General features: G+C 69.1%; 10 protein-coding genes. 6 read left to right on the forward strand and 4 right to left on the reverse strand.

The window, feature by feature from the left end:
- Positions 1-18 precede the first annotated feature (18 nt).
- The 4 genes from POL67_RS17115 (at position 19) to POL67_RS17130 (ending at position 3,917) form a co-directional block, all read left to right on the forward strand.
- Complete coding sequence (locus POL67_RS17115) at positions 19-1,455, forward strand: sigma 54-interacting transcriptional regulator (RefSeq protein ID WP_271918437.1); 1,437 nt, start codon at positions 19-21, stop codon at positions 1,453-1,455.
- A 102-nt stretch (positions 1,456-1,557) separates the two neighbouring features.
- Positions 1,558-2,847: a trypsin-like serine protease gene (locus POL67_RS17120; protein ID WP_271918438.1), complete on the forward strand. Its 1,290-nt coding sequence runs from the start codon at positions 1,558-1,560 to the stop codon at positions 2,845-2,847.
- Positions 2,848-2,927: 80 nt separating this feature from the next.
- Positions 2,928-3,425: a hypothetical protein gene (locus POL67_RS17125; RefSeq protein WP_271918439.1), complete on the forward strand. Its 498-nt coding sequence runs from the start codon at positions 2,928-2,930 to the stop codon at positions 3,423-3,425.
- Positions 3,426-3,524: 99 nt separating this feature from the next.
- Positions 3,525-3,917: a VOC family protein gene (locus tag POL67_RS17130; RefSeq protein ID WP_271918440.1), complete on the forward strand. Its 393-nt coding sequence runs from the start codon at positions 3,525-3,527 to the stop codon at positions 3,915-3,917.
- Position 3,918: 1 nt separating this feature from the next.
- On the opposite strand, the gene POL67_RS17135 is transcribed toward POL67_RS17130, so the two are convergent.
- Complete coding sequence (locus tag POL67_RS17135) at positions 3,919-4,881, reverse strand: macrolide 2'-phosphotransferase (RefSeq protein WP_271918441.1); 963 nt, start codon at positions 4,879-4,881, stop codon at positions 3,919-3,921.
- A 304-nt stretch (positions 4,882-5,185) separates the two neighbouring features.
- Positions 5,186-6,223 carry a hypothetical protein gene (locus POL67_RS17140; RefSeq protein ID WP_271918442.1) on the reverse strand — a complete coding sequence of 346 codons (1,038 nt, stop codon included), beginning with the start codon at positions 6,221-6,223 and terminating at the stop codon, positions 5,186-5,188.
- Positions 6,224-6,413: 190 nt separating this feature from the next.
- Here POL67_RS17140 and POL67_RS17145 point away from each other — a divergent pair, with 190 nt between their 5' ends.
- The gene (locus POL67_RS17145; RefSeq protein WP_271918443.1) at positions 6,414-7,412 is read left to right on the forward strand and encodes a Rab family GTPase; all 999 of its coding nucleotides are present in this window, start codon (positions 6,414-6,416) and stop codon (positions 7,410-7,412) included.
- A gap of 36 nt (positions 7,413-7,448) precedes the next feature.
- Positions 7,449-8,774, forward strand: a complete 1,326-nt coding sequence (locus POL67_RS17150) for a hypothetical protein (protein WP_271918444.1) — start codon at positions 7,449-7,451, stop codon at positions 8,772-8,774.
- 66 nt (positions 8,775-8,840) lie between these two features.
- Here POL67_RS17150 and POL67_RS17155 read toward each other — a convergent pair whose 3' ends face one another.
- On the reverse strand, positions 8,841-10,346 hold the full coding sequence (locus POL67_RS17155; protein WP_271918445.1) for a PGRS family protein: 1,506 nt from the start codon (positions 10,344-10,346) through the stop codon (positions 8,841-8,843).
- Between the two features lie 45 nt (positions 10,347-10,391).
- Entirely contained in the window at positions 10,392-11,456 is a 1,065-nt protein-coding gene (locus tag POL67_RS17160; RefSeq protein ID WP_271918446.1) for a hypothetical protein, read from the reverse strand.
- Between the last annotated feature and the right edge of the window lie 25 nt (positions 11,457-11,481).

An 11,481-nucleotide genomic window follows, 5' to 3' on the forward strand; every position in this document is an offset into this window, starting at 1 on the left:
TCTGCAACGATGCGCGCGATGACACGGGCGGAGGAGCCTGGTTGCACGCTCTCCGATGTCACCGACAACGCCGTGCTCTTGCCGGCGCTCCGGGTCCGTGTGACCACGCCCGACGGCGCGTTGCACGAGGCCCCGCTCGGGATGGAGACGCTCGTCGTCGGCACGAGCCCCGAGTGTGATCTCGTGGTGCCAGATCCGCGCGTCTCGCGCCGGCACTGCGAGCTTCGCCTCACGCGAAAGGGTGTCGTCCTGCGCGACCTCGGCAGCAAGAACGGCACGCTCCTCGGGGATCTCGCGGTGATGGAGGTCCTCCTCCCGCTCGGCACCGTCGTCACGCTCGCAGGCTCGCGCCTCTCGACGCACCTCGCAGGCGCGCCTTCGATCGTGCCCTTGTCGCCGTCCACGCGGTTCGGCGAGGCGATCGGCGAGAGCCTGCCCATGCGCGCGCTCTTCGCCGCGCTCGAGCGCGCCGCGGCGTCGTCGGAGACGGTGCTCCTGCTCGGCGAATCGGGCACGGGCAAGGAGGTCCTGGCGCGCGCGATCCACGCGGCGAGTCCGCGCAAGGACGGCCCGTTCGTGGTCTTCGACTGCAGCGCCGTGGCGCCGAGCTTGATCGAGGCTGAGCTCTTCGGACACGCGCGCGGGGCCTTCACGGGCGCCGTCGCCGCGCACGCGGGGCTGCTCGAACAGGCCGATCGAGGGACGCTGTTCATCGACGAGCTCGGCGAGCTCCCCCTGGATTTGCAGCCAAAGCTGCTCCGCGCGCTCGAAGCGCGGCAGGTGCGGCGCGTGGGCGCGGTCGAGTGGCGCCCCTTCGATGCGCGCGTCGTGGCGGCGACGCACCGGGATCTCCGCGCGCGGGTCGCCGAGAAGTCGTTTCGCGAGGACCTCTACTACCGGCTCGCCGTCGTCGAGGTAAACATCCCGCCGCTGCGCGAGCGCAAGGACGACATCCCTGCGCTCGTCGAGCGGTTCCTCGCGGCGCAGACGCCGAAGCGCACGCTCGCCGACCTGCCGCCGCACGCGATGTCCCTGCTCCTCGCGCACGACTGGCCCGGCAACGTCCGCGAGCTCCGCAACATGGTCGCGCGCCTCTGCCTCTTCCCGGACTTCGCGGTGTCGGCGCTCGGCGCCTCGGCGCGCAAACCGCCGACGGCCGCCGCGCCCGCGCCCGCGGCTGCGCCCGAGCCTGCGCCCGTTCCCGCTGCGCCTGCGCCCGCGATGCACGAGGCACCGGCGGGGGAGGCCGACGAAGGGGATCTCGGCGCGCTGCTCGGCCTGCCGCTGCTCTCGGCGCGGGAGATGGTGCTGGAGCGCTTCGAGCGCCCGTACCTCACGGCAAAGCTCCGCGAGCACGGGGGCAACATCTCGCGCACGGCCGAGGCGATTGGCGTGTCGCGGCAGTTCCTCCACAAGCTCGTGGACCGGTACGGGCTTCGAAGCTCCGCGCGTTAGCCCCCGCCCGCGCCGCCGATCGGGCTTGGCACGGTTCGCGCAATGGCTCCCCGCGCTACCGGACGACAATCGAGTCGCCGTCCGGACGAGGAGTCAATGGTCATGACACACCAACGAAGCCAGAGGTTCGCGCCCTACCGCTTCATGTGCGGAGCGACGCTCATGGCGCTCGCGCTTACCGCCGCCCTGGGCAGCGGATGTGCCGGGGGCGAGCTGCCCGACGTGGACGAAGGGGCCACGGCAGAGTCCGAGGAGGCCATCAAGAATGGTACGGTATGGGATCCGTGGACGCAGAGCACGCAGACCTGGACGCGCAACGTCGTCCGATTGCCCGGCTGCACGGGCACGCTGTTGAATCGCGAGTGGGTGCTGACGGCCGGCCATTGCTTTCCGGACGGGGCCGGGACCGATCCGTCGACGATATGGGCGAACCTGCGCCTCGACGACGGCAGCACGGCGTCGTCCGTCGGCGTCGAGCTGCTCTTCCACCCGCAAAGTGTCGACGGCGTGGACGTCGCGCTCGTCCGGCTCGCGACGCCGATCGATCCGGGCGTCGCGTCGTTGCCGCTGTATACGGGCACCACGGCGTCGCTGATCGGCGACACCGTGTTCTGCGCCGGGTATGGCGCGATCGACTCGGGGGCCGCTTGCTCCGACCAGATGCCTTGCCCCAGCGGGCAATATTGCCACAAGTGGGGCGTATGCTTGACGCCGACGGACGGCAACCTGCGGACCGCGTCGTTCAGCATCATCGAGGACCCGGTCGACCCGGTCATGTGGTACCGGTTCCAGGTCCCGAACGCGCTCGGTCAAATGGAGCTGCCCGGGGATTCGGGGTCGTCCTGCTGGAACGGCAGCGGCCTGACGGGCGTGATGAAGGCGGGCAACACGACGAACTACAACCGCCAGACGAGCGCCGAGGTGTTTCGGGATTGGGTGAACAGCATCGTCAACCCGACCGTGGTCAAGCAGGTGAACCAGGCGGGCACGTATTGCCGGCCCGTGGGCAGCGCGTCGGTCGATTACGGCAGTGACGGGGAGGCCCTCAATGCGACGGCGGGGTCGGTGCAGGTGGTATGCCCCATGCAACGTCCCGGGGGCGAGGAGGGGTATCCGGACGTGGTCGACGTGCCGAGGCTCTTCGTGCTGGATCGCCACGCGAGCCAGAACGTGTGCTGCAAGCTCCAGTCGAAGAACCCGACGGGGACGCACATCGAGACGACGACGGTCTGCTCGAGCGGCGCGAGCGCGGACTACCAGCCGCTCCAGGTCCCGTCGCTGTACGACCCGTACACGTGGAGCCAGTTCAGCCTGCATTGCACCGTGCCGGGGAGCGCCGCGCTCGGCCTCTCGGGCGTGCAGGGGTACCGGTCGCGCCTCTCGATGCGCTGAGCGCCGGGCGGCCCGAAAGAAACCGAAGATTTAAAACGTAGATTGATACGACGATTCGAAAGCGAAGGACGAAAGCCATCATGAACAAGAAGCACTCCCCCCTCAAGGGTCTCCTCATCCTCGTCGGAGGGCTCCTCTACGCTGGCGTCGCGCTCGCGGCCTCGACCCAAAACGCACCCGGCTCGGCTTGTGTCGCCACGAGTGGCCAGGCGCTCACGGCGCGCGCCGACGGCGAGGCCGAGAATCAGTCCGCCTCGCTGATCACCGCGATCTGCCCGACGGAGCGTCCGATCGGCACCGGCGTCACGACCACGAACCTCAGCGGCACCGTCTTCGTCGTCGATCAGAACGCCTCGACGAACGTGTGCTGCCGGGCGGTCTCGAAGAACCCGGGCGGCACGAAGACCACCGGCGCGTGGTCGTGCTCGACCGGGTCGAGCGCGAGCTACCAGACCTTGAACGTCGCGTCGATCACGGACGCGTACTCGTTCAGCTCGTTTTATCTCGAGTGCCAGGTGCCGGCCATCAGCGGCGCCAATGCCTCGCGCATCCAGATGTACCGGGCGATCCAGGACTGAGCGCGCCGCCTGCAGCCCGGTGGGTTTTTCCCACGCCCCACCGGGCCGCCGTGGAGAACCATCTTGCTCCCGCGGCGCCGGCCGCCCTACACTTGATTCATGCGAATGAACCAGGTCACCGTGCCGGCCACGGACATCGCCGCCTCGATCGCCTTCTACCAGGCGCTCGGCTTGCGCCTGATCGTGCGCTCCGACCACTACGCGCGCTTCGAATGCCCCGACGCGGCCGGCGGCGAGCCGGCCACGTTCTCGCTCCACCTGCAGGACACGCCGCCCGGGAAGGACGGCGTGGTCGTTTATTTCGAGGAGGACGATCTCGACGCGACGGTCGAGCGCCTATCGAAGGCGGGCCTCACCTTCGAGGTGCTCCCGACGGACCAGCGTTGGCTTTGGCGTGAGGCGTACCTCACGGATCCGTCGGGCAACCGTGTTTGTCTCTATCGGGCCGGGGAGGCGCGACGTTTTCCGCCCTGGCGATTGCAGGGTTCCTGAGTTACCCGCTTTCCTGGGCGATCGTCGCGAGCATCGTCCGGGAGAACTCGATCACGGCATCATTCCCCGTCGTGAGCCCCCACTTCGCCCCGAGCGCGGGGGCTGCGGCCCAGCGTTCGGCGGCGTGCGCGGCGAGGCCGCTCCACGTCGTGCCTCCGGCCGCCTCGAACCGCTCGATGCACGATTCGAGCGCGGTCTTGCCGAAAGCGCCGGCGAAGATCGAGAAATCGATCGATGGATCCCCGAGGTGGGCCTCGGTCCAGTCGAGGATCCCCGTCAACCGACCCTCCTCGTCGAGCAGCAGGTGGCCCGGGTGGAGATCGCCGTGCACCATGGCGAGGTGACGCGGCCAGATCGCGTCGTTCGCGAGCCAGCGCTGCCAGCGCGCCCAGACCACCTCGGGCGGCGCGAGCACGGCGCGTGTATCGTCCATGGCGCGGGCGATCTCGGCGCGGCTGTCCTCGATCGATTTCGTGGGCACGCCCGCCGCTTCGATCGCACGGGCGTCCACCTTCTGGAGTGCCGCGACGGCCTCGGCGAACGACGTGATGAACACGGCCGCGGGGGCTTGTGGATCGATACGATTCCAGACGACGCCGGCGGCGGGATCCACGGTGATGGCTGGGACGCCGCCGAGGCGCGGGTAGGCGATCACCTGATCGGTGAACACGCGCCAATGCGGCACGGCGACGGGCAGGTGCGCGCGCACGAGATCGAGCACCCGCGCTTCGACGCGCGCGGCGGAGGCCACGGACAAACGCCGCGGCGTCCGCACGACCCATGGCACGCCTTCCTCGTCGTGGGCGTGCACCACGAGGAAATCGAGGCCACTTCGATCGAAATCGGCCATTTCGGTCGTGACCCGGAGCCCCGCGCGGCGCGCGGCCGCGAGGAGCGCGGGGGCAGAATCGAGTGGCTCGAAGGACGAAGATGCCGCGGACGAGAGAGCACTACCTTCAGTCATGAAAAACTCCTCTTCGTACGCCCGAAGGCGCATACGGAAGGGGAAGACGCGCGACGCGCCGTCTCACGACCGGCAGCTCAGGATGGAGCATTCACCGTGGGCTGCCAGGCTGCCGGCGTGAGCCACCGCGCCCCGTCTTCCCCGGGGGGAAGCGGGCACGGACAAGCACCCACGCGCTCGCTGCATCGACCCAGCTGTGCCGGGGATGCAAGGAGGACGAGGATGCCGAGCTCAGCGCAGCCGAATGAATGCCACGGCGCGACCCTGCCACACGCCGGGCGCGAAGGCAACCCCTCTCGTCGCTTCAGCGCGCGGTCCGGAGCTCCGGCGGAAGCCGAATCACGGACGTGCGCTTCCCCGCGAGCTCAGCCCCGCAGCTATCCCCGCCGAAATTCTTGTCGCCGTACACGAAAAAGACGCCGAGCTCCCGGGAGCCGAACCCATAGAACCCCTCGGACCAACCACACGTCCCGCTCTTGTCGGCCATCCAGGTGGTTCTTCCGGGCGGAACGAGGTTGTGGGGTAGCGCCACCGTGTGGATCGTCCCGTCGGCCTGGAGCGCTCGAACGATGACCTTTTCCTCGACCTTGACCCCGTCCTCGTCCTGGGAAGGCTGAACCTCGAAATCGAGCCCCTCCCGATCGAACCGCGTCACGCGTGGCCACCGAAAGCCGTCGCGCGCGTCCCGCTCCTGGTCGAGCTTCGTGAAAGGCGTCCCGGGGCACGGCCCGTCGGGCTTTCGTCCTGACGACACGCGTTTCCACGTGCTCTTGTCGAGAATGCGATGGGCGGCGTCCATGTCCCGCTTCAATCGCTTGCGCTCCTTCGCGATCGCGTCGGCACTGGGGCTCGATTCCCGGAGGTCGGACGAGAGCATGTAAAACCCGAGTGACTTCCCCGTCGCCACTGAAAAGAACCCCACCGAATCGTGGTCATGCCCGCTGAAGCTCTCCGTGTCCGAGAATCGCTCGACCATGATCGTCCCCTCGTGGTTCACGGCCGGAAAAACTTCCTCGTCTTCTCCGGCGACCTGCACCTCCCGCGGAACCGGCGACGTATCGTCGTCCTCCGCTTGTCGGGGCACGAGCTCGAACCGGATCGATTTCCAGGACGGCTCGGGCGCGGCGGCTGCGGCGGGGCAATCGTCCGCCCACCGGGGCTCGGGCGGGTTTTCCTCCGCGAGGGAACTCGTTTCGGGGGTCGATGCGTCAGGCGCGCCCGCGTCGCGCTCGGCCGAGAGGACGACCTCCGGGCCTCGGACCGTAGTCCCGTGCGAAGGATTCCGGCCCTGCCCACAAGCGAGCAGGACAAACGAGGCAAAGAGGAGGATAGGCGCGCGCATGGCGCCGGAGAACGTAGACGACGGAGATCGCATTCCGAGCGTGACAGAGTCCCGACAACCGCCGAAACCCTGTGTTCCGTGATTCAATTCTGGGCTACACTGGAGCTCGCCGACGGACGAGCCGGACGGTCTTGCGTGGCGCGCAGGCCGTCCCGTCCTCGACGATGGGGGGCTATCCCGGGGGACTTTCATGTCGATGCTCATCGCCTCGTGCATCTTGCTCGCGTTCGCCCTGGCTGGGCTCGTCTTCGTGGCGGCGCGATATCGGCGGACGACGCAAGCCGAAATCGACGTGCGGAAGCGCGCCGAGTCCCTGGAAAACGAAAACAGGGCGCTCGGGGCGAAGCTCCACGTCGCCGTGGAAGAGGACAAGAAAAAGGTTGGCTGGCTCGACCACCAGGAGCAGGAGATCCTCTGGCTCCGGGCCGAGCTCGAAAAGCGGCCCAAGATCACGCGCAAGACGTACAAGATCCTCACCCTCGGCGTCAAGGCCACGGGCAAAACCTCGCTCACGCTCAAATGGGCGAACCCGCTCATCGACCTCGGCGTCCTCGCGGGCACCAAGATCGATCGATACGAGCGGACGGTGAGCCACGTGTCGCAGAAAGACGTGGTCATCGAGCACGTCTTCGAGGTCGGCGATTGGGGCGGCGAGCACATCGTCGACGCGCAGCAGGAGCTCATCGGGGACGAGATTCACGGGCTGCTCATCGTGGTCGATCTCGGCGGCAAGGACGCAAAAAAGGTCGAGCCAGGGCGCATCCAGGAGCAGCTCCAGGAGTTCCAGGCGCAGGCGCTCAAGTACTTCTTCGGCCCGAAGACCGTGGCGTCGTGCAAGACGGTCGTGCTCTTCATCAACAAGAGTGATCTGCTCTCCGGCACGCCGCTCGAAGTGGAGGAGCAAGCGAAGAAGCTCTATGCCCCGCTCATCGAGAACCTGATGAAGTACTCGATGCAGCTCGACATTCGCGTCTTCGTCGGCTCCGCGAACTTCGGGCACTCGACCCACCTCCTGTTCTCACATTTCGTGGAGCGCATCCTCCCGAAGCACGCGTACGATTCGCAGCTCTTGCAACGCATGGTGAAGGACTTCTCGGAGGCGCCGAAGGCGGAGATGTCGGAGAAGACGATCCCGCTGCCCGCGGTGAACGCGTCCGCCGAACCTCCCAAGCTTTCGCGGGTGAACTGAATGAGCGCGCGCGGCGGCGACCGAAGGGGAAGCTACGTGGCGCCGACGTACAAGGCGCCTTCCGACGTGGCATGGTACCATTTCCTGCACGGGAACGTCCCAGGGCACCAGATCGATTTCATCCATCACCCCGAGGTGCCGCAGGGGCCCTTGTCCCGGCAGCATTTCGGCCACCTGGCGCGGCTGCTCAAGTACATCGAGCCGCGCACGACGAGTGATTGCGCGTTCGCCATCGGGAACCTCTCCCGCGACGATACACAACACGAGCCGGGGCGCGGCGGCGTGGCGCTCATCTTCGGGCTGCGCATTCGCGGCGCCCGCGACCACGCAGGCCGGCAAGACCCGCCGTTCTCGCACGCCATCGTGGCCATCGAGCGGGATCTCGACGCGGCGTTCGTGCAACGCGCCGCGCTCGAATTCCGGGCGCGGCTCTTCGAGTGCACGGCGGTGACGGCCGAGGGAAGCGGCTGGTATCACACGTATGCCCGCCGCGGCGAGGATCCGGCCGCGGCGCTGCCGCTCTTGCAAGCGTACCAAGCGAGCTTCGAGGGGCTGCCGGCAGCGGGCCCGGGGACACGCTCGCTCCGCTGGGCGGTGGCCGAGGAGGTCAAGCTGCCGGGGCGCATCGTGATCGTGCACGACGACGATTCCCCGTTCGAGGAGATCGCGGGGTGCGCGGCGCGGATCGCGGCCGTCCTTTATCGATCGAACATCAAATGGACGGCCCTCTCGAACGGGCGCGAGTCCGACCTGCCGAACGGCGTCACGATCCGATTTTTGCCTGCGAGCGAGGTAGGCCCGCAGCCTTCGGGGACGCCGGTGTTTCCGCTCGAACGCGTGCCGCTCGACGAGGACGAGCTCGCGCGGGAGCTGTTCGGCGCGACGCCCGTGCGTGGGCACGACGAGCCCGAGCGTGGGCGTGGCTGGCGGGATCAATATCGTGGGCCCACGGAGGCCCTGCTCGTGGAGGAGGAGCCCGCGCCTCCGGACAAAGTTGACCCTTGTGCCGAAATGCCATTGCCCTCGGCAAAACGATGGCCCTGGGCCGGGCTCGGCGCGGTCGTGGCCCTGGGTTGCTTTGGCCTGTACCTGCTGCGCGGGACGAATCCGGGCGCTGAATCCGTGGCAGAATCGCCGGCGCCGCTCCTCACGCCCGGCGCGGATGCCGCGCCGCTCGGCGTCGCGCGGCCCGCTGCGCCGCCCTTGCCGAGCCCGTCTTTCGCGGCGCCGACCCCGCAGCACAAGGCTGGCGCGAGCGTCGCCGAGCAGGAGGGCGCCTCCTCGAACAAGCAAGCGAAAGCGCGGTCGCCGAAGGCGTCCCGCAAGCCGCCGCCGGTCGTCGGGGGCCCGCCGAGGTTTTGACCGTCCGCGTTTGGCAGGGAACGTCGCCGCGCCCCGGGGGAGCGCGGCGACGTCGTTTTGCGTGAATCAGTCGAAGGCTTGCGTGGTTGCGCGGACGCCCGCGGGCGCCGGATCCTGGGGATCGCTGCCCTGGCCGCCCGGACCCTCGAGCCCGACCTCGAACGAGACGCCCGTGGCCGGTGGTGCATTCCCCACGTAGGCAATCCCGATCGAATGCCCACCGCGACCGCCGCCGCCGTGGCCGCCGTCACCGCCCTTGCCGCCGCTCCCGCCGTAGCACCCGGGCTTCAAGGGGGAAATCAGGGGCGGCGCGCCGCCGATCCCTCCCGCGCCGCCTTTGCCGCCGGCCTGGCCTGCGGCCCCGCTCCCGCCCTTGCCGCCGCTCGCCGTGACGATTGTGACGGCCTCGAACGAGAGCCTTGCGTCGAGGCTCATCAGGCCGAAGCTCCCGCCGCCCGCGCCGCCGCCCGCGCCGCCTTTGCCGCCGCAGCCGCCCGTGCCGCCGCTGCCGCCGCCGGCCCCGTGGAGCGTGGCGCTCCCCGTCTGGCATTTGTTCGCGCCCGACCCGCCCAGGGCGGCTCCGCCGCCGCCTCCGGCCAATCCCACGCCACCTTCGCCGCCGCTCGTCCCCGTTGCCCCAACGTATCCATCCGTCGAAATCGTCCCGATCTCCGCGCCGTGCGCGCCGTGCGCGCCGATGCTTCCGTTCACGCCGGCCCCGCCTGGCGTGCATTCGGTCAGCGTGAATTCTTCGGGCTCGCCGCCCTGGCCACCGCTCACGTCCTTGCCGAACGAGCTATTGCGACCGGCCTTTCCCCACGGCGACGTGCCGAATCCCCCCGAGCCGCCCGTTGATTCGACGGTGCCACACGCCGAGGAGAGTTCTTGCACCGTGCCGTACGTGCACGCGGCAAACCCCATTTTCCCGGTCGCGCCGGCGGTCGCGCCGGTCGCTTCCATCGGCGGGGCAAACCCATCCGCGCCGAGGCCGGCCTCCAGATGGCATCGGACGAGCTTCAAATCGGCCCGGTCCGCGATCACCGCGATGGACGAGGCTCCACTTGGAACGGCATCCGCGGCGACGACCTTGAAATTCGTCACGACCGTCGGCCCCTCCGCGCCGACCCGCAAGGGCACCTCGTTCGCGCTCGCGGACAGCGTCGTCACGCCGGCTTGCGTGGTCCACGGCGCGCCACCGGTGCAGTTGTATCCGCCGTGGAGCACCTCTCCGCCGCGCAATACGAGCGGCTCGATGAACGTCTCGGCGCACGCATAAATGGGCCTCGCCCCCTGCGTCTGCGCCTTCTCGACGGCCGCGCGCAGCGTCCGCAGCGGGCGCTCGGCCGTCCCCGGATTGTCGTCCTTGCCGGAAGCTGCCACATAAAGCCCGCACGGCGAAGGCCGGCTCGGATCCTCGCCGAGGGGGCATGCCGCCTGCGAGCTCGCCTCGCCGGCGCAGGTCTTCGTCACGCTGCAATCGGCAAACATGTCGAGCCCGCAGCCCCCGAACGCGACGGCTCCTGCGGCGCAGGCGAGCAGCGCCAGCGCGGACCTCGCGCCATGACGGCGCATGGGCCGCGAACCTCCCCCATTCACACCACGCATCATCGTTTTTCCTCAAAAGGTTCCCAGGACCACGAGCGAGCCCCCCTGCGAGGACACCGCGGGGAGCGCGTACACCGAGCCCGTCGTTTCGCGTTTCGGCCCCGAAAGGCCGTACACGAGCGTCCCGACGGCGATCACGCCTCCCCCGACGAAGCTCCAGAGCGCGGCCTCGCCGAGCTGGTTTTGCGCGGTCTTCAGGCGAATGAGATCGGGGCACGGGCCCGCGCCGGGGTTCGACGTGCAGTAATCGTCCTTTGCGCTGGCGAGGGGCTCCGCCTTCGCCACCGCCTCGCGTGCGCGCGCCTGCGAAAGGGCCGTGAACACGATGCCCCCCACGATTCCGATCCCCGCGGTCACGCTGCCCGCGACGAGCAGCGGCTTGCGCATCGATCCAGGGGTCCCCGGCGGCGCGTTCATGTCGTCCTCCTCGTCATGACGCGCGAGCCCCCCCGCGCGCGGCGCCTCGCCCTTCGGCAGATCCAGCCGCAAGAGCTGCGACGCGCCGGGTTTGGCCTCGATCACGACCGGGCCCGACGAGCGCTCGCCGAGCCGCGCCTCGATCGTCCGCCTCCCCGGCTCGACGAACACGCCGGCGTTCGCCTCGGGCCACCGCATGTCTTCGCCGTCCACGATCAAATGGACGCCCGCCACGTTCGATTGCACGGACAGCTCCGTGACATTGGCGCGCGCCTCGGACAGCATCGCGGACGTGGCCTTCATCTCGTCTGCCGCAACGTCCTCGGCGTGCCGCAGAAAATACGAGAGGTGCTCTGCCGCGTCGCGGTGGTGGCCGAGCTCGAGCTCGACCCACCCGAGCGTGCCCGCGATCTGGAAATGCTGCATGATCCGCCAGGCGGCCCGCAGCTCGTCGAGGGCGGCCTTCCATTGCTTTGCCTTCGCCGCGTCTTTGCCGCGCACGTAATGCGCCCGGGCCACGTCGGCGGGCGAGGACGACACCCCCGGAGGCGACGCAGGATCGGCCGCTGCCGTGGGCCGCGCGGCGCTCTGCGCGGCGAGCGCCAGGACGAGCGGCAAGACATACCGCGCTCGTTTGTCCCTTTTGATGCTCCCACCCATGCGGCAGGATATCACGAATTGCCAA

Source organism: Polyangium mundeleinium, assembly GCF_028369105.1.
GTDB classification, from domain to species: Bacteria; Myxococcota_A; Polyangia; order Polyangiales; family Polyangiaceae; genus Polyangium; species Polyangium mundeleinium.

Excerpts from the sequence above, each read along its gene's own strand:
- POL67_RS17135 (WP_271918441.1), bottom strand. The coding sequence starts at position 4,881 with ATGACTGAAGGTAGTGCTCTCTCGTCCGCGGCATCTTCGTCCTTCGAG.
- POL67_RS17160 (WP_271918446.1), bottom strand. The coding sequence starts at position 11,456 with ATGGGTGGGAGCATCAAAAGGGACAAACGAGCGCGGTATGTCTTGCCG.
- POL67_RS17145 (WP_271918443.1), top strand. The coding sequence starts at position 6,414 with ATGTCGATGCTCATCGCCTCGTGCATCTTGCTCGCGTTCGCCCTGGCT.
- POL67_RS17130 (WP_271918440.1), top strand. The coding sequence starts at position 3,525 with ATGCGAATGAACCAGGTCACCGTGCCGGCCACGGACATCGCCGCCTCG.
- POL67_RS17120 (WP_271918438.1), top strand. The coding sequence starts at position 1,558 with ATGACACACCAACGAAGCCAGAGGTTCGCGCCCTACCGCTTCATGTGC.
- POL67_RS17115 (WP_271918437.1), top strand. The coding sequence starts at position 19 with ATGACACGGGCGGAGGAGCCTGGTTGCACGCTCTCCGATGTCACCGAC.
- POL67_RS17125 (WP_271918439.1), top strand. The coding sequence starts at position 2,928 with ATGAACAAGAAGCACTCCCCCCTCAAGGGTCTCCTCATCCTCGTCGGA.
- POL67_RS17155 (WP_271918445.1), bottom strand. The coding sequence starts at position 10,346 with ATGCGCCGTCATGGCGCGAGGTCCGCGCTGGCGCTGCTCGCCTGCGCC.
- POL67_RS17140 (WP_271918442.1), bottom strand. The coding sequence starts at position 6,223 with ATGCGCGCGCCTATCCTCCTCTTTGCCTCGTTTGTCCTGCTCGCTTGT.